The organism is Blastomonas sp. CCH1-A6, assembly GCF_001556365.1.
GTDB classification, from domain to species: Bacteria; Pseudomonadota; Alphaproteobacteria; order Sphingomonadales; family Sphingomonadaceae; genus Blastomonas; species Blastomonas ursincola.
This window is the reverse complement of the sequence record NZ_LSIS01000248.1, coordinates 1-20752: the sequence shown is the minus strand read 5'-3', so window position 1 is coordinate 20752 and position 20752 is coordinate 1. Positions and strand designations below refer to the sequence as shown.

The 20752-nt window shown below is 64.1% G+C and carries 24 protein-coding genes; 23 read left to right on the top strand and 1 reads right to left on the bottom strand.

What is annotated here, in order from left to right; genetic code table 11:
* Positions 1 to 38 precede the first annotated feature (38 nt).
* From AX735_RS11750 to AX735_RS11670, 17 genes are all read left to right on the top strand, one after another.
* A complete protein-coding gene (locus AX735_RS11750; protein ID WP_066280249.1) occupies positions 39 to 500 on the top strand; it encodes a hypothetical protein in 462 nt (153 codons plus the stop codon).
* Positions 500 to 682 (top strand): hypothetical protein, encoded by a 183-nt coding sequence (locus AX735_RS11745; RefSeq protein ID WP_066280245.1) that lies wholly within the window; start codon positions 500 to 502, stop codon positions 680 to 682. Before AX735_RS11750 ends, AX735_RS11745 begins: the two co-directional genes overlap by 1 nt.
* Before the next feature lie 2 nt (positions 683 to 684).
* Positions 685 to 1470 (top strand): ATP-binding protein, encoded by a 786-nt coding sequence (locus AX735_RS11740; protein WP_066280243.1) that lies wholly within the window; start codon positions 685 to 687, stop codon positions 1468 to 1470.
* A gap of 20 nt (positions 1471 to 1490) precedes the next feature.
* Positions 1491 to 2027, top strand: coding sequence for a DUF669 domain-containing protein (locus AX735_RS11735; protein WP_066280237.1), 537 nt, complete (start codon positions 1491 to 1493; stop codon positions 2025 to 2027).
* Between the two features lie 94 nt (positions 2028 to 2121).
* Entirely contained in the window at positions 2122 to 3081 is a 960-nt protein-coding gene (locus AX735_RS11730; RefSeq protein ID WP_066280234.1) for a hypothetical protein, read from the top strand.
* Positions 3082 to 3086: 5 nt separating this feature from the next.
* Positions 3087 to 3644, top strand: a complete 558-nt coding sequence (locus AX735_RS11725) for a helix-turn-helix domain-containing protein (protein ID WP_231750098.1) — start codon at positions 3087 to 3089, stop codon at positions 3642 to 3644.
* Complete coding sequence (locus AX735_RS11720) at positions 3644 to 5032, top strand: DEAD/DEAH box helicase (protein WP_066046009.1); 1389 nt, start codon at positions 3644 to 3646, stop codon at positions 5030 to 5032. Before AX735_RS11725 ends, AX735_RS11720 begins: the two co-directional genes overlap by 1 nt.
* Positions 5029 to 5985, top strand: a complete 957-nt coding sequence (locus tag AX735_RS11715; RefSeq protein ID WP_066046008.1) for a DNA-methyltransferase — start codon at positions 5029 to 5031, stop codon at positions 5983 to 5985. The genes AX735_RS11720 and AX735_RS11715 overlap by 4 nt, the downstream gene beginning before the upstream one ends.
* Positions 5982 to 7598, top strand: a complete 1617-nt coding sequence (locus AX735_RS11710; RefSeq protein ID WP_202189562.1) for a DEAD/DEAH box helicase — start codon at positions 5982 to 5984, stop codon at positions 7596 to 7598. The genes AX735_RS11715 and AX735_RS11710 overlap by 4 nt, the downstream gene beginning before the upstream one ends.
* A gap of 128 nt (positions 7599 to 7726) precedes the next feature.
* Positions 7727 to 7930 (top strand): DUF6511 domain-containing protein, encoded by a 204-nt coding sequence (locus AX735_RS11705; RefSeq protein ID WP_066280228.1) that lies wholly within the window; start codon positions 7727 to 7729, stop codon positions 7928 to 7930.
* 69 nt (positions 7931 to 7999) lie between these two features.
* Positions 8000 to 10396, top strand: a complete 2397-nt coding sequence (locus AX735_RS11700; protein WP_066280224.1) for a PriCT-2 domain-containing protein — start codon at positions 8000 to 8002, stop codon at positions 10394 to 10396.
* A 441-nt stretch (positions 10397 to 10837) separates the two neighbouring features.
* Positions 10838 to 11398 (top strand): hypothetical protein, encoded by a 561-nt coding sequence (locus AX735_RS11695; RefSeq protein ID WP_066280219.1) that lies wholly within the window; start codon positions 10838 to 10840, stop codon positions 11396 to 11398.
* Positions 11395 to 11574 carry a hypothetical protein gene (locus tag AX735_RS25135; protein WP_066280214.1) on the top strand — a complete coding sequence of 60 codons (180 nt, stop codon included), beginning with the start codon at positions 11395 to 11397 and terminating at the stop codon, positions 11572 to 11574. Before AX735_RS11695 ends, AX735_RS25135 begins: the two co-directional genes overlap by 4 nt.
* A complete protein-coding gene (locus AX735_RS11685) occupies positions 11571 to 11975 on the top strand; it encodes a terminase small subunit (protein WP_066114940.1) in 405 nt (134 codons plus the stop codon). Before AX735_RS25135 ends, AX735_RS11685 begins: the two co-directional genes overlap by 4 nt.
* Entirely contained in the window at positions 11972 to 13195 is a 1224-nt protein-coding gene (locus AX735_RS11680; RefSeq protein WP_066280211.1) for a phage terminase large subunit, read from the top strand. The genes AX735_RS11685 and AX735_RS11680 overlap by 4 nt, the downstream gene beginning before the upstream one ends.
* Before the next feature lie 54 nt (positions 13196 to 13249).
* Complete coding sequence (locus tag AX735_RS11675) at positions 13250 to 15142, top strand: phage portal protein (protein ID WP_202189561.1); 1893 nt, start codon at positions 13250 to 13252, stop codon at positions 15140 to 15142.
* 4 nt (positions 15143 to 15146) lie between these two features.
* Entirely contained in the window at positions 15147 to 15989 is an 843-nt protein-coding gene (locus tag AX735_RS11670; protein WP_202189560.1) for a hypothetical protein, read from the top strand.
* A 115-nt stretch (positions 15990 to 16104) separates the two neighbouring features.
* Here the strand turns inward: AX735_RS11670 and AX735_RS25130 are convergent, their stop codons facing one another.
* On the bottom strand, positions 16105 to 16257 hold the full coding sequence (locus AX735_RS25130; RefSeq protein WP_156447484.1) for a hypothetical protein: 153 nt from the start codon (positions 16255 to 16257) through the stop codon (positions 16105 to 16107).
* A 68-nt stretch (positions 16258 to 16325) separates the two neighbouring features.
* On the opposite strand from AX735_RS25130, the gene AX735_RS11665 reads away from it, so the two are divergent.
* The 6 genes from AX735_RS11665 to AX735_RS11640 form a co-directional block, all read left to right on the top strand.
* Entirely contained in the window at positions 16326 to 17717 is a 1392-nt protein-coding gene (locus tag AX735_RS11665; RefSeq protein WP_066280201.1) for a DUF2213 domain-containing protein, read from the top strand.
* Between the two features lie 12 nt (positions 17718 to 17729).
* On the top strand, positions 17730 to 18185 hold the full coding sequence (locus AX735_RS11660) for a structural cement protein Gp24 (RefSeq protein WP_066280196.1): 456 nt from the start codon (positions 17730 to 17732) through the stop codon (positions 18183 to 18185).
* A gap of 11 nt (positions 18186 to 18196) precedes the next feature.
* The gene (locus tag AX735_RS11655) at positions 18197 to 19150 is read left to right on the top strand and encodes a DUF2184 domain-containing protein (RefSeq protein WP_066280193.1); all 954 of its coding nucleotides are present in this window, start codon (positions 18197 to 18199) and stop codon (positions 19148 to 19150) included.
* Positions 19151 to 19160: 10 nt separating this feature from the next.
* Complete coding sequence (locus tag AX735_RS11650; RefSeq protein WP_066280189.1) at positions 19161 to 19358, top strand: hypothetical protein; 198 nt, start codon at positions 19161 to 19163, stop codon at positions 19356 to 19358.
* An 81-nt stretch (positions 19359 to 19439) separates the two neighbouring features.
* On the top strand, positions 19440 to 19880 hold the full coding sequence (locus AX735_RS11645; protein ID WP_066280184.1) for a phage tail fiber protein: 441 nt from the start codon (positions 19440 to 19442) through the stop codon (positions 19878 to 19880).
* A gap of 302 nt (positions 19881 to 20182) precedes the next feature.
* On the top strand, positions 20183 to 20752 hold a 570-nt coding region (locus tag AX735_RS11640; protein WP_066280179.1), incomplete at its 3' end, for a DUF4054 domain-containing protein.

Below are 20752 nucleotides of genomic sequence, written 5' to 3'. Positions count from 1 at the left end.
AGACGATGCGAAAACTACTGACGAAAAAGGAAAAGCGAATGACCACCAACATTATCCGGGCGCTCGACCTGCCCGATACACCGCCAGCGGAGCTCGACCAGCTCCCGGTCGATATGCTGCACAGTCTGGTCAACGAGGCGGAGGCGCACGCGCGCCAGTCTGCCACCATGCTCGGCATCCTGCATGGCGTGCTCGCGCGCCGCTATGCCGCAGGCATCAACGACACCGGCACGCACCACCGGCGCGACGGCGATTACCAGATCGCGATCGTCGTGCCCAAGAATGTGTCCTGGGACCAGGACGCGCTCGGCAAGGCTATCGAGACCATCAAGGGGTGGGGCGAGGATCCGGCGGAATATGTCGAGACCAAGCTCACGGTCTCCGAGACGAAGTACAAGGCCTGGCCCAAGCCGATCCGCGACCTGTTCGAGCCCGCGCGCACGGTGCGCCAGGGCAAGCCCAAGATCGAGATTGCGCTCGCAGCGCGGGAGGCGGCGTGATGGATTTGACAGCCTTTGAAAAAGCCCTCCGAAATGCCGCCCGCACAAAGGCCGCATTGAAAGAGGCTTGGGCCGATATGATAGCCGCGCAAGGCGCCCATCACGCTGCCCAAGAAGCTCACTCCATCGCCTCGGCGGAATTGGACAAACTAATTAACGCCGCAATGGAACAGGAGGTCTGACGATGGCCATCTCCCTCGCATCCCTCAATCGCATCGATGCGCCGAAGCCGCCGCGGATCGTGATCTATGGTCCGCACGGCATCGGCAAGAACACCTTCATCGCGCAGGCTCCGAACCCGGTGCTCATCAACATCGAGGATGGGCACCCCGCCGCCTCACCGATCACGGCGTTCCCGCGCGCCCGCTCGTTCGGCGACATCATGGACGCTATCGCGGCGCTCCACCAGGAACCGCACGACTTCCATACCGTCGGCGTCGATTCCCTCGACTGGATCGAGCCGCTCATCTGGGCGGAAACCTGCCGCCGGTGCAAATGGGACAGCATCGAGAGCCCCGGCTATGGCAAGGGCTATATCGAGGCGTCGAACGTCTGGCGCGAATATCTCGACGGCATCAACGCCCTGCGCGATGACCGGGGCATGGCAGTCATCCAGACCGCGCACGCCGAGATCAAGCGGTTCGAGAGCCCGGAAACGGAACCCTACGACCGCTATCAGATCAAGCTGCAGGCGCGCGCCGCGGCGCTGATCGAGGAGCACGCCGATATCGTGCTGTTCGCCAATTACAAGGTCAGCGTCACCAAGACCGATGCCGGATTCAACAAGAAGGTCGCCCGCGGCATCGGCGCAGGAACGCGCGTCATGTACACCGAGGAGCGCCCGGCGTTCCGCGCCAAGAACCGGCACAACCTCCCTCCCGAATTGCCCCTGTCATGGGATGCCCTCACGGGCGCCATGGCCGCTGCAAGCTCCCAGCAGCGCGCGGATACAACGTCCGAAGCTGCCTGACTGACGAAAGGAAAAACGAAATGGCACAACTGAATTGGCAAGCCGACCCGAACAACGTGGCCGGCGAGTATGAAGTGATCCCCGCCGGCGAGTATCTGGCCGAGATTACCGCGTCCGAGATGGCCGAGAACTCGGCACGCAATGGCCACTATCTCAAGCTCGAGCTGACTATCCTCGATGGCGACCAGGCCGGGCGCAAGGTGTTCGATCGCCTCAACCTCCAAAACCCCAACCGCACGGCCGTCGAGATCGCGGAGCGCACGCTCAACGCCATCTGCGTCGCGGTCGGCAAGATGGCGGTGCAGCAGAGCGAGGAACTGCACGGCATTCCGATGGTCATCAAGGTCAAGGTAGATCCGCCGCGCACCGCCAACGGCAAGGACTATGGCCCGTCCAACGCGATCGGCGCTTACAAGCCGCGCGGGGGCAGCGTGACCAGTTTCGGCAGCACGCCTTCCCCGGCTCCGGCTCCGACGCCTGCTTATGCCGCAGGACAGCCGCAAGGCCAGCAGATGGCAACCGGCAACGTTCCGCCGTGGAAGCGCAGCGCGGCATGATGCCGCTCTGACAGTCGGCGGCGGGGTCAAGCGACCAAACCAGAGCCCCGCCGCCTTCCACCTCCCTGCCCTGACGAAACGACAAGGAAATGGCATGCCCGCCATAACCCTATCCTATTGCCCAACGCTACAGGCTTCTGACGCCGCTCTCGAGGCCGCGCAGGAAACCTGGCAGCGCACCTATCTCGGCATGTCCGAGATCGGTCGCCCGTGCGAACGGGCGCTCTGGTACAATTTCCGCTGGGCCCGCCCGGTGCGCTTCGATGCCCTGACCCTGAAACGCTTTGCCGATGGGCATGCGGGTGAGGCTGTCATCGTCGGCCGCCTCAAAGCCACGCCCGGCCTTGAGGTCCACGATCTCGACACCAGCGGCGAGCAATTCGGCTTCCTCGACCATGCCAACCATTTCGGCGGCCATATGGACGGCGTCATCCTCGGCCTCGTCCAGGCTCCCAAGACCTGGCACGTGCTCGAGGTCAAGATCTCCGAGAAGTGGAACGAGCTCGACAAGGTACGGGCCAAGGTCGGCGAGAAGCACGCACTGCGCGAGTGGAACCCGGTCTATTACGCGCAAGGCGTGCTCTACATGCACTATGCGCAGCTGACCCGGCATTACCTCGTCTGCGGCTCGCCCGGCGCGCGGCGCTGGACGGCGGTGCGGACAGACGCGGACCCGGCGCACGCGGCGTGGCTGACCGCCAAGGCCGAGCGCATCATCTTTGCCGACACACCGCCCCAGCGCATCGGCGGGCCCGATCACTTCAACTGCCGGATGTGCGATCACGCGGGCGTCTGTCACGAGGGGAAGCCCGCGCGCCGGTCATGCCGGACCTGCCTGCACGTGACGCCGAGCCGAGGCGGGGGCTGGCGCTGCGAGCATCCCGACTTCCCCCACGAGCTCTCGCTGGACGACCAGAAGGCCGGTTGCCCAGCCCACCGCTTCAACCCCGGTCTGGTCCCGGGTGAGCAGATCGACGCCGGGCCGCATGGGGTCACCTACCGCATGGCCGACACCACCGAATGGACCGATCACGGACAGGAGATTGCGCTGTGAATGCGATGAACCACGCACCCTTTGCGATGCCAGTGCGCAGGCAGAATGGCCAGCCTGGCCGCGCGATATCCGCCGACGAGCGGGCAGAGATTATCCGGCTGCTTGAGATCAACAACCCGCCTCTTCCCTTCGCTCGCATCGCGAGGCTGACCCGGCGCAGTATCGAGAGCATCAGCGAGATCGCGCGCAAGACGGGCCACGCGAACTCCCTGCATCGCGAGGTCGCGATGTTCGCGCACGAATGCGCCAAGATCAGGCCTGTCCGGCTATCGGGCTACGCGACCCGCATGGGCCACATTCTGCACGCGCTCAAGCAGATGAGTGGTATCCCGCCGCGCCGGATCGTGGGCCCGGCGCGGTCACAAACCATATCCATTGCGCGCCAGCCCGCCATCCTCGCCGCCACGCGATGCGGCCTGTCCCTTTCGATCATCGGCAAGGCCATGAACGGGCGCAATCACACCACGATCCGCCATGCCCGCATGGTCGCGGAATACTATTACGAACGAGATGCCAACTATCGCACTCTGGTTGACCGGCTGGTCGAGGCAGGTGGGGTGTGATGGACTACGCAACTTTCCTCGCCAAAAAGGCGGTTATCGATCCGATGACCGGCCTTACAGACGTGCCGGAATTGCCCGCGTGTCTCTTTCCCCACCAGCGCGATATCGTCGCTTGGGCGCTTCGCCGAGGGCGCGCCGCCCTGTTCGCGGGAACCGGCCTCGGCAAGTCGCTGATGGAATTGGCTTGGGCGCAGGCGGTTCATCAAGCCACCGGCAAAGATATCCTGCATCTTGCCCCGCTGGCTGTCTCCAACCAGATGAAACGCGAGGCAGACAAGTTTGGCATTGCCGCGCAGATTGTCGCCAGCCAGTCTGATTGCAGGCCGGGAACGAACATCACCAATTACCAGAAGCTCGACAAGTTCGACTTGTCGCGGTTCGGCGGTGTCATTCTTGATGAGAGCAGCATCCTCAAATCGACCGATGGAAAATATCGCACGGCGCTGATCGATGCATGCCATAGCATCCCGTTCCGGCTTGCTGCCACCGCGACGCCAGCGCCCAATGACTTCATGGAGCTAGGCAACCACGCCGAGTTTCTGGGCATCATGTCCTATACCGACATGCTCGCCACCTTCTTTGTGCATGACGGCGGATCAACGCAGAACTGGCGATTGAAGGGCCATGCCGAGCAAGAGTTCTGGAAGTGGATGGCAAGCTGGGCAGTGATGCTCCGAAAGCCGTCCGACCTTGGCTATCCCAATGAGGGGTATGACCTCCCGCCGCTGCACTATCACCAGCATATCGTTAGCGTCGAATATGCCCCGAGCATGGAAACCGGGCTATTGTTCCCGATCCAGGCCGCGACCTTGCAGGAGCGCATCGCGGCGCGCCGTGATAGCGTGGACGACCGCATCGCCATGGCCGCGAAGATCACTCCGCTCGATCGCCCGTTCGTTTGGTGGTGCAACCTCAACAGCGAGGCGGAAAAGCTGGCCGCGCGCATCCCCGGTTCTGTCAACCTGCATGGCGGTTTGAAGGACACCGAGAAAGAGCGCATTCTGATCGATTTCAGCGATGGCAATATCACTCATTTGATCACCAAGCCTTCGCTCGCAGGGTTCGGGATGAACTGGCAGCACTGCGCGGATACCGGGTTCGTCGGGCTCAATGACAGCTTCGAGCAGTTCTACCAGGCCATTCGCCGCTTCTGGCGTTTTGGTCAAACCAAGCCGGTCAACTGCCACATCATTGCAGCCGAAACCGAAGGCGCAACCGTCGCCAATATCCGGCGCAAGGAAATGGACGCAGACCGCATGGCTGCAGCGATGGTCATGCACATGGCCGACCTGTCCAGCCAGTCTGTGCGCGGCATGGTCCGCGATACCCCGAATTACAATCCGACCGAACCGATCATCCTCCCCCCGTTTCTGGAGAAAGCAGCATGACCATCAAGGCAGTTGAGCAAGTCATTACCCCCGAATATGCAATTTATCAGGGGGATAGTTGCGAGATCATCCGCGCCATTCCGACTGAGAGCATCGGCTATGGCATCCACTCACCTCCGTTCGAGGGGCTCTACAAATTCTCCAACTTCGACCGCGATATCAGCAACAATGACGGGCCGCAGTTCTGGGAACATTATGCTTTTCTGATCCAGGAATTGCTGCGCGTCACCAAGCCGGGGCGCATCCATAGCGTGCACGTGATGCAGTTGCCGACCAGCAAAATCCGCCATGGCCATATCGGAATGCGCGACTTTCGCGGCGAGGTCATCAGGGCCTATGAGGATGCCGGGTGGATCTTCCATAGCGAAGTCTGCATCTGGAAAGATCCGGTAGTCGCGCAGCAGCGCACCAAATCCATTCGCCTGCTGCACAAGCAGATCGTCAAGGATAGCACGATCAGCGGGCAGGGTCTTGCCGATTATGTGGTGTCGTTCCGCAAGCCCGGTGACAACCCCGATCCTGTCGATCAGTGCTTTGACCGCTATTATGGGACCGACGAACCCGATCGCAGCAAGTATACAACCGCGAACGATGGCCGGAACTGGTATTCGATCGAGGTTTGGCAGCGCTACGCCAGCCCGGTTTGGATGGACATCAACCAGACGCGCACGCTGCAATATCGCGGCGGTCGCGACGAAAAGGACGAGCAGCATATCAGCCCGCTGCAGCTCGACGTAATCGAGCGGTGCATCGACCTTTGGAGCAACCCCGGTGATAGCGTCCTGACCCCCTTCCTTGGCATCGGCAGCGAAGTCTATTCAGCTGTCAAGCTGGGCCGGAAAGGCATCGGCGTCGAGCTGAAACCATCCTATTTCGCACAGGCCAAGCGCAACCTTCAAGGCCTGAAGGCAGAACAGGATGGCCTATTCGGTTCATCAGACTGGGCTGCATGATGATCACCCTGCGCGACTATCAGGCCGAGGCGATCGAGGCGGCGTGGCAGTGGATGGCCGAGGGCAAGGGCAACCCGCTGCTCGTCGAGCCCACCGGTTCGGGCAAGGCGTTCATCATCGCCGAGCTCTGTCGCCAGGCCTTCGCCATGGACCCCGGCGTGCGGATCATCAACCTCGTCCACACCCGCGAGCTCGTGGCGCAGAACTATGCTGAGCTCATCGGCATCTGGCCGGACGCGCCAGCCGGTATCTGCAGCGCCGGTCTCGGCCGCCGCGATCTCCACGCCCGCCTGCTGTTCGCCTCGATCCAGTCCATATTCCGCAGGGCATATGTCCTGCAGCAATGCGATATGGTCATCATCGACGAGGCGCACCTGATCCCGCGCAAGGCCGATACGATGTATGGCAAGTTCCTCGCCGACCTGCGCACCATCAACCCGCACCTCAAGATCATAGGCCTGACCGCCACCCCGTTCCGGCTCGACAGCGGGATGCTGCACCGTGGCGAGGGAGCGATGTTCGACGGCATTGCCCACGAGACCAGCGTGCTGCGCCTGATCGAGCAGGGCTATCTCTGCCCCCCGCGCACCTGGCGCCAGTCCGCCGAGATCGACACCAGTGGCGTCGGCATCCGCATGGGCGAGTATGTCCAGGGGCAGCTTGAGGCCGCCGCGATGGACGAGCGCACCATCAACAGCATCGCCGACCGCATCGCCGTCGCGGGCGCCGATCGTCTCGGATGGATCGTGTTCGGCGTGTCGATCAAGCACTGCGAGGCACTGGTCGAGGCGCTGCGCGCGCGGGGGTTTACCGGCGCCGGAGTCTATGGCGACACGCCCAAGGCCGAGCGCGACCGACTGCTCGCCGAGTTCAAGGCACGTCGCCTGCGCTTTCTGGTCAGCAAGGAGGTGCTGACAACCGGCTTCAACGCTCGCCATCTTGACCTGATTGCGCTGTGCCGGCCCACCAAATCGACCGGGCTATACGTGCAAATGATCGGCCGCGGCACGCGCACCAGCCCCGAGACGGGAAAGACCGATTGCCTCGTTCTCGACTTCGCTGGCGCGGTCAAGACGCACGGGCCGTTTGATGACCCGTTCCTACCCGGCGACAAGCGCAAGGGCAAGGGTGGCGACGCACCCTTCAAGGAATGCCCCGAGTGCAAGCTGACATGCGCGACCGCGACCCGCTACTGCCCGGCGTGCGGGCACGAGTTCCCGCCGCCCGAGCCCAAGGTGCTCGTCGTGCCGGACGAGAAGCCGGTGCTGTCCGTCCAGACCCTTGAATCCGATTGGCTTGAGGTCACGGGCGTCAGCTACGCGCCGCACGTCAAGATCGGCTCACCCACCTCGCTCCGCGTCACCTATCAGGTCGGCCTGACAACGCACCGCGAATGGGTTTGCCTTGAGCATAGCGGCTATGCGCGGACCAAGGCGGAAGGGTGGTGGCTGCGCCGTGCGCCCGCGCCCGTGCCCGCAACCGTTGCCGAGGCGATCGAGCGGCAGGAACAGATCCGCACCCCGTCGCACATCCGCCTGCAGCGCGCGGGCAAGTATGACGAGATCGCGGGCTTCAAGTTCGAGCCGATCGGCGGCGCTGCGGAGGCGGCGTGAGAGGCATATGCCCATGCGGGCGCGCGGGACGCGGTTTTGCCTATCGCAGGCCGGGTCAACCCGCCGCGCAAATCATCCCGGCCTGCTCCATGGGCCATCTCGACATCATCAGCAGAAGGAAGACGACAATGGCAAAGGAACTCACGATCGAGGAAGGGCGGGCGATCATGGCCGCGTCCGAGCGCTGCGGCACCTTTCTCGAGGATATCGGCACGACCGACATGGCCACCATGACCGAGGAGCAATGGCTGGACTTCCTCGCCCATTGCTACACCACCATCTGCGAGAGCGTCGCAGCCGAGATCGAGCTGTTGGACGACGTGCCGTTCTAGCACGTAGCGCGGCACACCACCCCGCGCGCACCATGCCTGCCCCTACCCTGATACCAAGGCCCGCCAGCCATGACACATTTTCTCGCCGATCATGGCGATACGCTTGCCGATAACGGCTATCCGCTCATCCCCATCAAGCCCGGGGACAAGGTGCCCGGCCACTGGACCGGCTCGGCATGGTCGAACATGCCCAAGTGGCAACGCTTCTGCACCGCCCAGCCCGCGCAGGCCGAGCTGGAGCAATGGCAGGCATGGCCGGATGCCGGGATAGGCATCCCCTGCGGTCTCGTCGTCGGCATCGATATCGATGTGATGGACGCTGCCCTCGCCCAGCGCATCGCCGAGCTCGCCCGCATGAAGCTCGGGGATACGCCTGCCCTGCGCATAGGCCAGCAACCCAAGCAGATGCTGGTCTACCGCACCGACACGCCGTTCCAGTCCTTCGATGCGAAGCCGCTGCAGGTTCTCGCCCTCGGCCGCCAATTCGTCGCCTATGGCATCCATCCGGGCACCGGCAAGCCCTATCACTGGCCCACCGGCTCGCTGCTCGATTGCCCGCTGGACAGCCTGCCTGCGATCACGGAAGGGCAGGCCCGGGCGTGGATGGCAGAAGCTGTCCGCCTCATTCCCGCATCCATGCGCCCGCGCGCGCCGGATCCGCGCCCCGCCGGCACGGTGACGGTCGAGCACGAGGAGAGCACCCCGGAAGCCGTCCGCTCCGCCCTCGCCCATGTCAGCAGCAACTGCGCGCGCGATGCGTGGATTCAGATCGGCATGGCCATCAAGGCAGGCTTGGGAGAGGATGGCGCGGACATCTGGCACGAGTGGTCGGCCCGCGATTACCCGGATTATGACCCCAAGGAATCGGAAACCCAATGGCGCAGCTTCCGCGCCCATGGCCCGATCGGCGTAGGCACCCTGTTCCAGCGCGCGCAGGACGCCGGGTGGCCCGGCCCCGGGCCTGGCGAGTATCTGTATGCCCATGAAAAGGCCGCAGCGCAGCAGCCTCCCCGGTTCTGCGTCAAGTCCATCATCGCCAACGCCCTTGCCCGCCAGGGCGGTGTCCTGCGATCGGAGAATGATGGGGAGTTCGCAGGCGATCTCGAGTTCGAGCCGCAGGAGGTCGAGCAACTGGTGCGCCATACCGTCGCCACCCGTCTCGCCGCCCCGGCACCCGCCGCGCCTCCGGCACGCCGCTCCATGCCGCAATGGCTGGCCGATCTTGCGCCCGGCAACCCCATGCGGGGCTGGATGGAGCATTGCATGGCCTGCTCGCCCAAGCGCCTGCCCATCCTCGCCCTCGCCGCCTGCCTCCCCCTGTTCGGCACGCTCGCCGGGCGCCGCTATGCTGGGCCCACCAATCTGCGCACCAACATCTACACCATCGGCGTCGGCCTCTCCGGCGCGGGCAAGAACCATGCGCTGAAATCCATCGGCGCGACCTTCGCCGCGCTCAACCTGCCCAAGCTCATCGGCGGCAGCGAGATCGCATCGGGCGCAGCCATCGTCTCCACGCTCGTCAAGCACCCTTCCGTCTGTTTCGCCATCGACGAGTGCCAGTTCCTGCTCAAGGTGATGAACGATGGCGATCGCGCCGCCTTCAACCAGCAGCAGATCCTCAAGGTGCTCATGGAGGCCTATTCCAGCGCAGGCCTGGCCTATTTCGGCACCGCCTATGCCAACCAGAAGGAAAAGCCGACCGAGGTGATATTCGAGCCCTGCCTCTCCTTCGCCGGCGCCACCACTCCCGACAAGATGTGGGCTTCCTTTTCCAGCGCCAACGCCCGCGACGGCTCCCTCGCCCGCTTCCTCGTGTTCGATGACCCGACGCGCGGCGAGCTGGTGCGCTATCCCGGCCCCGGCATGGACGACATGCCCGAGGCGCTCAAGGATGCTATGCTGGCCGTGCACGCGGGCGCAGAGGGCCACGATTACGCGCCGCTCGACATGGGCGGCGATCGGGGCGCGAACAGCCACAACGCCTATCGCGTGCCCTATGCCGACCATGCCGCCTCCGACCTTGCCTGGACGATGCGCGTGGAGGCCGATAACCTGATCTACGCCAGCAACCCCGCGCACGCCTCGTTCATCGCCCGCCTGGCCGAGAATGCCGCCAAGCTCGCGCTGCTCAAGGCCGTCACCGATTGCCCGCAGCGCCCCGCCATCACCTGCGCCGATCTCGACTGGGGCATGGCCCTCGCCCGCACCTGCCTCGATAACCTCATCGCAGGCGTCGACAAGCATGTCGCCGACAACGAATACGAGCGCGACAGCAAGCGTATCCTGGCGATTGTCGAGGCAGCCGGGGCGGCGGGGCTGACCAGAAATCAGCTGACGCGATCAACCCAGTCGATCGATAGCCGCCGCCGCGATGACATCCTACGCTCGCTGGTCGAGGCGGAGCTCATCCGGCTCGACACACACGGCACCGGCCCCGCGCGCAAGTCCGTATATTACGCCCAATGACCAGAGCATAACCAGAGCCGGTCATATCCCCACCTCACCCCGCCCTCACCCGGCGGGGTTTTTTGTTGCCAAAATGCAACAGCAACTTTCCATTGTTTTGCGTAATAATGTTGCGAGAGGGGCGCTTGCGTCACTTACATCACCTTTACGTCAAGGGGTCAGAATGACGCAAAGTCCCGCAGAAAACTGCCAAAAAACACCCTTACGTCATTACATCATCATATGAGTCTAAGGTTTGGTGTCTCTCGCTCTGTTCTCCCCTCCCTTATATACCCCCCTGTGATGTAATGACGTAAGGGCCAAAACCCTAGGATTCCTGCGGGACTTCACGTCATTTGACGCAATGACGCATCAGTGACGCAAGGACGCGGTTGAAATCCAGGCTCCGATCGGATAAAAACGACATCGACGCGGCGAGGCTCAACACCAAGGCCCGCCATTATGACCGCTATCACCATCGCGCCCATGGTCCCCTCCGACCAGTCCGTTGCGCTCGCCCTCCCCCCCGATACCGACCTCGAAACCTGGCGCGCCATCGGCCAGACCATCGCAGCACAGCACCGCAACACCGGATGGCTCGTCGGCGACTGGCTCAACTTCGGCAAGGCCCAGTTCGGCAATCAGGCCGAGATGTTCGCCGTCGAGCTCCTCGGCGAGCCCAAGTCCGCGCGACAACTCGCCGCCCTCTGCTCCGCATTCCCCTCCGACCGGCGCAACCCCGCCCTGTCGCAGCAGCACTATCTCGCCGTCCGCGACCTGCCCGCGCCCGATCGCGAGCGCCTCCTATCGCAGGCCGAGGCCGAGCGCCTCACGCCCCGCGATCTCAAATACCGCGCCGCTGCACGTAAGGCCGAGATCGCCCCGCCGCTAATTCCGGAGGCCGACCTGGATTATGCCGAGCTCATGGCCATCGTCCGCGCTTGGAACCGCGCCAGCAGCGGACCACGCCGCGAGTTCGCAGAGCTCATGTCCGAATCTGACTACGGGATAATCGAAGCATGACCCCCAACACCCGCGTCCCACCCGACTTCCTCGCCGTGTTCAACGCCAAGGGATGGCGCGCCGCAGAGCACCTGTTCGGCGCCCGAACCTCCGTCACCCGCCGCTGGATCGAGCTATGCGGCGGCAAGGACATGCTCACCGAGCGCAAGCGCGAACGCAAGCGGAGGGCGAAGTGAGCCTCACCCCGAAGCAGGAAGCGTTCTGCCAGGCCTATATCGAGACCGGCAACGCATCCGAGGCCTATCGGCGATCCTATTCGGTTGAGCGAATGAAGCCGAACGTCGTTAATGTGAAGGCCTGCCAATTGCTCGCGACGGCTAATATTTCGGTAAGGGTCGCCGAGTTGAAGGCCATGCACGCCGAACGGCACGCCATGACGGTCGACGACATCGCCGAAATGCTCAAGCAGGATCGGCAGTTCGCTCGTGAGATGTCCACGCCTGCTGCAGCCGTATCGGCGACCATGGGGCTGGCGAAGCTCTACGGACACCTGCGCGACAAGGTAGACCATACCAGCAGCGATGGCAGCATGGCGCCCAAGCCCAGCACGATCATCATCAAGGCGGCTGAGGCTTGACGACAGCCACGATCGAGATACCCCCCAAGCTCGTCCCGATCTACGCCCCGCCGCGCGGCTCGGTCCAATACCGCGCAACCTATGGCGGCCGCGGCTCGGCCAAGTCCTTTACCGCTGCCCTCATGGCAGCCGTGTGGGGCTATGCCGAGCCCCTGCGCGTGCTTTGCACCCGCGACCTGCAGGTATCGATCAAGGAGAGCTTTCACGCCGAATTGAAGGCGGCAATCGCGACATACCCCTGGCTCGATGCGCATTACGATGTCGGCGTCGATTATCTGCGCGGGGCGAACGGCACCGAGTTCCTGTTCCGAGGCCTGCGCCACAACAGCGGCGGCATCAAGTCGCTGGCCAAGATCGACCTCACCATCGTCGAAGAGGCCGAGGACGTGCCCGAGGCGTCATGGCTGGCGCTTGAGGCAACCGTGTTCCGCCAACCAAGGTCCGAGCTCTGGTCAATCTGGAATCCCCGCCTTGACGGCTCGCCTGTGGACAAGCGGTTCATCAAGACGCCGCCGCCCAATGCGCTTATCACCGAGATCAACTGGGATGATAACCCGTTTTTCCCTCCCGGCCTTGATGCCCTGCGCCAGCGCGAACAAGAGCGCCTTGACCCGGCGACCTACGCTCATGTTTGGGAAGGCGCTTATCTCACGAACAGCGCAGCGCAGGTGTTCAGCGGCAAATGGCGGGTGCAAAGCTTCGACCCGCAACCCGGGTGGGATGGGCCATATCAGGGCGGCGACTTCGGCTATAGCCAGGATCCGACCGCCGCAGTGCGCTGCTACATCCACGGGGACACGCTCTATGTCAGCCACGAGGCAGGCGGACGCGGTATCGAGCTCGACGCGATCGGCGAAAAGGTATGCACTGATATCCCAGGCTATGACCGCTATGTCAGCCGGTGGGACAGCGCCTCGCCCGGTTCGATCAGCATCCTCACCCGTTCCGGCGTGCCCAAGGCTGTCGCTGCCGTGAAGTGGCAAGGCTCGGTTGATGACGGCATCCGCTTCATGCGATCGTTCCGCGAGATCGTCGTCCACCCGCGCTGCAAGGCGACTATCAACGAGATGCGCCTCTACAGCTACAAGGTCGATCGGCTCACCGGCGATATCCTGCCCGTGCTTGTTGACGCCAATAACCACTATATCGACGCCATCCGCTACAGCATATCCAGCCTCATCAAGGGCTCCCGCTATAACATCCGCGCGCTCGCCTCATAGCCTGCGTCCGTAGGGCGCGGGCCACGCCAGCGCCATTGTCAGCCCATGGGTATCGTGCATCGCATCAGGGACGGTCTCGCCAACGCATTGACCGGCATGGGGCGCACCAGCGACCCGCGCACGGCCAATCGCTACGTCTACGCTCCCAAGACCCGCGAGGATATCAACGCGGCTTATCGCGGCTCGGGCATCATGCGCAAGATCGTCAATGCGCCCGCCGATGACATGATCCGCGAATGGCGCGAGTGGAAGGCCGATGCCGACCAGATCGCCGCTATCGAGGCGGAGGAAGCCCGGCTTGCCATCCTGCACAAGATCCGCAAGGCCGAGGTGCTGCGCGGGCTCGGCGGTGGCGCCATGCTGCTCGGCCTGCCCGGCAATCCCGAGGCTCCCGCCCCCGCATCCGTCGGCCAAGGCGGCCTTGCCTATGTCCATGTGTTCAGCCGGTGGCAGTGCCAGCTTGGCGACGAGGTGACGGACCTTGCCGACCCGCGCTATGGCCAGCCCGCATTCTATCGCCTGTCGAGCAAGAACGGGCAGATGTGGAACGTCCACCCTTCCCGCATCATCCCCTTCCAGGCGCGCCCGCTGCCCAATCTGCTCTCGCTTTCGTGGGAGGACGAGTTCTGGGGCGAGTCCGTGGTCGAGCAAGTGCTCGACGCGGTGGAGAACAGCGACGCGGCCCAATCCGCCTTCGCCTCGCTCATCCAGAAGGCGCACCGCCTCCGCATCGGTGTGCACGGCCTGTCCGAGCTCGTATCGACGCAGGAAGGCGAGCAGATCATGGCCGCCCGGTTCGCCAACCTTGCGCTGTCCGAATCGATCTACAACGCCACGGTCTACGAGCTGGGAAGCGCCGAACAACCCAAAGAACAGGTCGATGACGTCACCTACAACTTCGCGGGCATGAAGGACGTGATGAACGCATTCGGCGAGTTCGTTGCCGCCGTGTCCGACATCCCCGCCACCCGGCTGCTCGGCCGCGCGCCCGAGGGCATGAACGCCAGCGGTGAGAGCCAGCAGAAGGATTGGAACAAGAAGGTCCGCGCGCGCCAGACGATCGAGCTCAAGCCCTGCCTTGACCGGCTCGACCAGTATCTTATCCCCTCGGCCCTGGGCTCTCGCCCGGCGGACATCTGGTATGACTTCGCCCCGCTCGACAACCCGAGCGAGAAGGAGATGGCCGAGTATTTCAAGGTCGGCACCGACGGTATCGAGAAGCTGCAGGCGACGAACACGATCCCCGAGGTCGCGCTGGCCAAGGGCGTGCAATCCTGGATGGTCGAGCATGGCTTCCTGCCCGGCCTCGAGTCCGCGCTGGAGGAGACGCCAGAGGACGAGCGTTATCCCGAGACGCCGGACGACGACGGGACCGACCCGAGTGCAATGCAGGCTCCAGCGGAAGGAGGTGATCCAGCATCTGCCGGTGGCGGGGCAACGCGCCCCGCCCGCCGCGCTGTGAATGACGCGACGCCGCGTCCGCTCTATGTCCATCGCAAGCTGCTGAACAGCGCTGACCTGATCGACTGGGCCAAGTCGCAGGGCATCGCCAGCACGATCGACGGCAGCGACATGCACGTCACCATCGCTTTCAGCCGCCAGCCCATCGACTGGATGAAGGTCGAGGCGAACGACTGGAACCAAGAACAGGACGGTACTCTGACCATCCCGCCCGGCGGCGTTCGCATGGTCGAGCGCCTGGGCAAGGAAGGCGAGGCGCTGGTCCTGCTGTTCGGTTCGTCGCGCCTTGCATGGCGGCACGAGCAGATCAGGAACGCGGGCGCATCGTGGGATTGGCCCGAGTATCAGCCGCACGTGACGATCAGCTATCAGGCTGGCGATATCGACCCGGCGACGATCGAACCTTATCGCGGCGAACTGCGGTTCGGCCCCGAGGTGTTCGAACCGCTGGACGAGGATTGGAAGGCGAAGGTCAAGGAGGGATAGGCCCATGCCCTTCGACCTCCCAGCCATGGCCCGCCGCGCCCGGAACGTCCGGCGCAAGACCATCACCATCCGCGACATCATCCCGCCGCAGATGCTTGCGCGCGACCTCGCCCGCACCGCCTACGCCCCGATCGTCGCGGTATGGGAGGACGCCACCCCGCGCATCATGGACGCCTACGCCCTCTCGCTCGCGCAGATGACCACAGACAGCCCCGCCGACGTGCAGCGTGAGATCGAGGCGGCCGAGGGGGAGGCGTCGCGGCTCTACCTGCTGCTCGACGCCCGGCTGCGCGATTGGACCTTGCGTGTCGAGCGCTGGTTCCGGGGCAAGTGGCGCGGGGCGATCCTGTCCGCAACCGGTGTCGATCTCGGCACGCTGATCGGACCGGAGGGCGTGCGCGCCTCGCTCGAAACGCACCTTGCCTGGAATGCCGACCTCGTGCGCGACGTGTCGGCACAAACCCGACAGCGCATCAGCGCCGCAGTGTTCGACGGCCTGCGAGCCCGCACCCCCGCGCGCGAGGTGGCGGCGAAGATCCGCGAGGCGACCGGCCTGGCGCGCGATCGCAGCACCCGCATTGCATCCGACCAGCTTACCAAGCTGACCAGCTCGCTTGCCGACGAGCGGCGGCGTGAGGCGGGCATAGACCTTTGGAAATGGCGGCATAGCGGGAAGCGCCATCCGCGCGAGGATCATCGCGCACGCGATGGCAACCTCTACGCCGATCGGCCCGGCGGTGGGGGTGAGACGGTGGACGGCCAGCGCGTGCTCGACCCGCCGGAGGACAGACCTGCCCGGCTGCCCTATTGCGGCTGCAGGTCGCAGAGCGTTATCCGGTTTGATTGACCTTTTCTGAGCAATCAATGACCCCGACGAGCACAGCTCCGCGCCAGAAATCGTCCGTCATTTTGCAGCCGGTGACCTGATTTACTGCCTGGCGCATTTGCGCTCGCTGTTCGGTCTAGCCCTTGACCTTCTGACCTGCGATTAAGGCCTTCTGGAATACCTTGACCTCATCGCCGCGCACAAGCACGCGATAAGACTTGCCCTCGACTTTCACGGTCTGATTGACCTCGGCAGGGGTGGCGATCAGCAAAAGCAGGGCGGTCAGCATGGCGCGGCAAGATATCGAGGCGCGCGCCGTCCGTAAAGCCCCTCGCATCCCCCGCATACCGTGCGGGCATGTTGCTGCACGACCATCTTGCGCTCGACGCTGCCCAGACCCGGCGCACCGCCGATGGGTATCTCGTCACGCGCGCCCGCGCGGCCCGCGATGGCATCTACCAGTATCTCGGCGCAGAGGTTGACCCAGAGGGCAAGCGCTTCAAGGCGTCCGATACCGTCAAGGTCTATCGCCCCGCCGACGAGGTGTTCGCCAAGGATAGCGTCGCCAGCTTCCTCGCCAAGCCGGTCACGAACGACCACCCTTCCCAGCCCGTCACCGCCGATAACTGGTCCCGCTACGCCAAGGGCGCGGTCATGGCCGCTGGCAAGGACGTGCTCGGCGATGGGGAATATCTCGCCTTCGACCTGACCATCATGGACAGCGCCGCGATCGCCGACATCCAGCGCGGCAAGCGCGAGCTCTCCAACGGCTATGCCTGCGATCTCGACTGGACCGCTGGCGTGACCGCAGACGGCCAGGCCTATGACGCCGTGCAGCGCAATATTCGTGGCAACCACGTTGCCATCGTCGATCGGGGCCGCGCCGGTTCCGAGTGCCGAATCGGTGATGGTCTGCCGCAGTTGATGAGCAATGGGGTAAAGGAAGCTACGTCGTGGCTCAAAAAGGCCATCGCGCTTCATAAGAAGCACATGGACGGATCGGCACCCACGACCGGTGCAGCCGGCGAAAAAAGCCAAATGCTCATGATGGAGCAGATGGAGAATGCGCTCGCGGCGTTAGTCGCCACCACTTCTAAGTCGCGCCCTTCCATGAAAATGGACCGCGCCGGTTCCGAGTGCCGAATCTCGGACAGCAAGCCCTTTGCTGCCTGCGATGCCAACCCCGCCATCCTGGCGGACCTAAACAAGGAAAAAGTGATGAAGAAGATCGTGCTCGACGGTCTGCAGGTCGATTTGTCGGACGCGGATGCAGTCGCAGCCGCGTTCACCAAGCTGCAGGACCAGGCCAAGGCCGCCGCTGATGAAGCGGAGGACATGAAAAAGAAGATGGCTGCCAAGGACGGCGAGGTTGCCGCGCTGACCAAGCAGCTCGCCGATGCAAAGGCCGCTTCCGAGCCTGCTGCCATCGACAAGCTGGTCGCTGATCGCGCCGCGCTGGTCGCCACCGTCAAGGCGCTCGACGCTTCGATCGTCACCGACGGCAAGACCGACGCGGAAATCCGCCGCGCACTGGTCGAGGCCAAGCTCGGCGACGACGGCAAGGCGCTCGAGGATGCTGCCATCCCCGGCGCGTTCGCGGTGCTGGCGCGCGATTCCGGCTCGTGGGCTTCCGCCGCCAAGGTCGTGCATATCGACGCTCGTGCGAACGTCGTGGACGAGGACCGCGAGGCCAAGGCTTTCGCTGATTCTGTCGCCAACCTCAACGCATGGCGTCAGGCCAAGGCTTAAGGAGAAACCGATATGCCTGCTCTTCAGACCACCTATCCGCTCAACCAGGATGCCGGTTTCCCGGGTATGCACGCCGACATGGCGGAGTGGGATGCACGCACCCGCACCGCAACCGCGGCGATCAACTTTGGCGTTCCTGTCCAGCGCAATGGCGCAGAAGGCTGCCAGACCCTCGCGTCGGGCGGCGAATATATCGGCATTGCCGGTGTGCGCCGTGTCACCAACGCATCGGGCGACGGCTATGCGGCGGGCGATAACGTCCCTGTCGCGGACGAGGGTTGCTTCTTTGCTCTGGCGGATGCTGCCATCGCTGTCGGCGCCGCGCTGAACTTCAACACCGCAACCGGGCGCTGGACCACTGCTGCGACCTCGGAAACCGTCATCTCGGTGCCGCAGAGCGAAGCCGAAACCGCTGCAACCGGCGCGGGCGCCATCTTCAAGGTGCGGCTGCGCCGCATCCCCTCGTAAGGATCACGACGATGCAGATCAACGACGCAGCAGCTTTCAACTTCGTGGTGGCTCAGGCCGCGACGATCAACCCCACCGTCTACGAGACCCGCTTCCCGGAACTGCCGTGGAACGAGCTGGTCTTTGTCGATACCAGCGCGCCCGAATGGACGCCCGGCATCATCACCTTCACTTCGACCACCGTGGGCCAGGCTCGCTGGTATTCGGGTGGCGCGAAGGACGTTGCCAAGGCCGATATCGCGATGGACAAGGTGCAGCAGTCTGTGCACATGGCCTCGATCGGCTATGGCTACGATCTCGAGGAAGTCGGCCAGGCCCAGCTTCTCGGTGTCGGCCTGACCGCTCGCAAGGGCATTGCCGCCGCACGCGCCTATAACGAGTTCATGTGGCGCATTTCACAGACTGGCGACGCTGACAAGGGCTTGAAGGGTCTGGTCAACCAGAGCGGCGTGACCACTGGCACTGCACCGGCGGATGGCACTGGTTCGGTCACGACCTGGTTTGATGCCGGCGGCGTTCGCACCAAGACCCCCGCGCAGATCCTCCGCGATTTCAATAACGTCATCGTGGGCATTTTCACCGGCTCGAACACCGTGGAAATGGCCGACACCGTGCTGCTGCCGTTCGCGGTTCTCGCATGGCTGGGCGCAACCCCGATGAGTGACACGAATAGCGAGACGATCCTGTCGTTCATCCAGCGCAACAACTATTACACGCAGACGACTGGTCGTCCGCTGACCATTCGCGGCCTGCTGGGCCTCGACACGGCTGGCGGTTCGAGCACTCGCCGCATGGTTGCTTATGCCAACCGCGAGGATGTCGTGGTTCTGCATCTGCCGATGCCGCATCGCTTCCTCCCGGTCTATCAGGACGGCCCGACCAGCTACGAGGTGCCCGGCATCTTCCGCACTGGCGGTATCGACGTGCTTCGCCCGGCTGCCTTCCGTTATCTCGACGGCATCTGAGGGCTCGGCGATGATCATCAAGAACATCACCGATGGCCCGAAGGTCGTCAACAGCACGACGGGGCCGGTCACGATCGGCCCCGGCAGTGAGGTAGAGGTCGAACTCAGCGAGGCAGAGCACACCACGGCAATGCTGATGGGCTGGTTCGAGGAGGTCGACGCGGGCCCCAAGCCCAAGCGGACGGGCAAGGCCGCAGCCGCAGAGTAACGTTAGACGCCGAACAGCGTCAGGGGTGGGCCCGCTCGGGAAGCCGGGCGGGCCTTTTTCATGGCCGAGGAGGGCCGATAAATGTCCAAAGGCAACACATTCGAGAACGACCTGCTGGCACTGATCTTCAACGCCACCACGATCGACAACATCGCGAACAATGCCAGCACCTCTCCCCTGACGCAGCTTTTCGTCAGCCTGCACACCGCAGACCCTGGCGAGGCGGACGATCAGACGACCAGCGAGTGCAATTACACCAGCTATGCGCGCGTCGGTGTAAACCGCAACTCGGGTGGCTGGACCGTGACCGGCAACAGCGTCAGCCCGGCGGCGAACATCGACTTCGCCAACCCGAGCAACAGCACGAACCTGCCGCAGACCGCAACGCACTTTGCGATCGGCACGGCGTCCACCGGCACGGGCAAGGTGCTTTACAAGGGCGCGCTGTCTCCCTCGATCGTCATCAGCAACACCGGGGTCACGCCGCGCATCACGACCGGCACCACGATTACCGAGGACTGATAACCGATGGCTCTCGAATACGTTGGTGGCAAAACGGCGGCGATTACCGGCTCGACCTCGACTGCCACCAACGTATCGCTAACCGACCTTACAGGCGGCCAGGCGAGCGCGAATGGTGCGGGCCTGTCGCTCGTCCCCAAGCCGTCCAGCCCAGCGCGCGCTGTCCGTAGCACCACAGAGCCCCGCATTGCAGGGTCCGTAACCGTGGCGCGTGAGGCAGGCTCGATCGCCGGGGGGCGGGTCGCTTCGATCGACGCAGCACCGCGCGCCACATCATCACCCCGGCCAAGGAGGGCCGCATAATGGCGCAAAGCTGGCCGTCCAAAGACCCCGACGAGACACTCGACTATAGCTGGACCGTCCCGCTCGACGCGGACGACGCGATTACCAGCGCCGCGCTCACCGTCGTTTCCGGCACTGTTACAATTGCAAGCCAGGACGCCACCGCGACCGGCCTCACCGCGTTCCTCTCCGGCGGCGCCGATGGGGAGACGGCGATCTTCTCGGGCACTGCCACGACCGAAGGCGGACGCACGTTCGAGGAAACCTTCTATCTGGTCGTGCGCACCGCGGTTGACGCCGAGGTGGCTTCCCTGCGCGCGCGCTATCCCGCCTTCGCCAGCGTGCCATCTGCCACGATCCGCTACTGGCTGGACGATGCGGCGCGGTTCGTCGATTCGAGCTGGACCGATGCGGATCGGCCGATCGGCCTGCTCGCCTGCGCAGCGCACCACATGGCGATGAACGGGCTGGGCAGCGAGGCGGCAACCCCGCAGGGCGTGACCAGCTTCAAGTCCGGCACCTTCTCTGCCACCGTCGACGCGCGCCAGGCGGGGCGCACCGGCATGTCCACCACCCGCTACGGCCAGGAG

Excerpts from the sequence above, each read along its gene's own strand:
- AX735_RS11715 (WP_066046008.1), top strand. The coding sequence starts at position 5,029 with ATGACCATCAAGGCAGTTGAGCAAGTCATTACCCCCGAATATGCAATT.
- AX735_RS25135 (WP_066280214.1), top strand. The coding sequence starts at position 11,395 with ATGACCCCCAACACCCGCGTCCCACCCGACTTCCTCGCCGTGTTCAAC.
- AX735_RS11645 (WP_066280184.1), top strand. The coding sequence starts at position 19,440 with ATGTCCAAAGGCAACACATTCGAGAACGACCTGCTGGCACTGATCTTC.
- AX735_RS11670 (WP_202189560.1), top strand. The coding sequence starts at position 15,147 with ATGCCCTTCGACCTCCCAGCCATGGCCCGCCGCGCCCGGAACGTCCGG.
- AX735_RS11695 (WP_066280219.1), top strand. The coding sequence starts at position 10,838 with ATGACCGCTATCACCATCGCGCCCATGGTCCCCTCCGACCAGTCCGTT.
- AX735_RS11665 (WP_066280201.1), top strand. The coding sequence starts at position 16,326 with ATGTTGCTGCACGACCATCTTGCGCTCGACGCTGCCCAGACCCGGCGC.
- AX735_RS11730 (WP_066280234.1), top strand. The coding sequence starts at position 2,122 with ATGCCCGCCATAACCCTATCCTATTGCCCAACGCTACAGGCTTCTGAC.
- AX735_RS11725 (WP_231750098.1), top strand. The coding sequence starts at position 3,087 with ATGAACCACGCACCCTTTGCGATGCCAGTGCGCAGGCAGAATGGCCAG.
- AX735_RS11655 (WP_066280193.1), top strand. The coding sequence starts at position 18,197 with ATGCAGATCAACGACGCAGCAGCTTTCAACTTCGTGGTGGCTCAGGCC.
- AX735_RS11745 (WP_066280245.1), top strand. The coding sequence starts at position 500 with ATGGATTTGACAGCCTTTGAAAAAGCCCTCCGAAATGCCGCCCGCACA.
- AX735_RS11710 (WP_202189562.1), top strand. The coding sequence starts at position 5,982 with ATGATGATCACCCTGCGCGACTATCAGGCCGAGGCGATCGAGGCGGCG.
- AX735_RS11720 (WP_066046009.1), top strand. The coding sequence starts at position 3,644 with ATGGACTACGCAACTTTCCTCGCCAAAAAGGCGGTTATCGATCCGATG.
- AX735_RS25130 (WP_156447484.1), bottom strand. The coding sequence starts at position 16,257 with ATGCTGACCGCCCTGCTTTTGCTGATCGCCACCCCTGCCGAGGTCAAT.
- AX735_RS11705 (WP_066280228.1), top strand. The coding sequence starts at position 7,727 with ATGGCAAAGGAACTCACGATCGAGGAAGGGCGGGCGATCATGGCCGCG.
- AX735_RS11750 (WP_066280249.1), top strand. The coding sequence starts at position 39 with ATGACCACCAACATTATCCGGGCGCTCGACCTGCCCGATACACCGCCA.
- AX735_RS11735 (WP_066280237.1), top strand. The coding sequence starts at position 1,491 with ATGGCACAACTGAATTGGCAAGCCGACCCGAACAACGTGGCCGGCGAG.
- AX735_RS11650 (WP_066280189.1), top strand. The coding sequence starts at position 19,161 with ATGATCATCAAGAACATCACCGATGGCCCGAAGGTCGTCAACAGCACG.
- AX735_RS11700 (WP_066280224.1), top strand. The coding sequence starts at position 8,000 with ATGACACATTTTCTCGCCGATCATGGCGATACGCTTGCCGATAACGGC.
- AX735_RS11740 (WP_066280243.1), top strand. The coding sequence starts at position 685 with ATGGCCATCTCCCTCGCATCCCTCAATCGCATCGATGCGCCGAAGCCG.
- AX735_RS11660 (WP_066280196.1), top strand. The coding sequence starts at position 17,730 with ATGCCTGCTCTTCAGACCACCTATCCGCTCAACCAGGATGCCGGTTTC.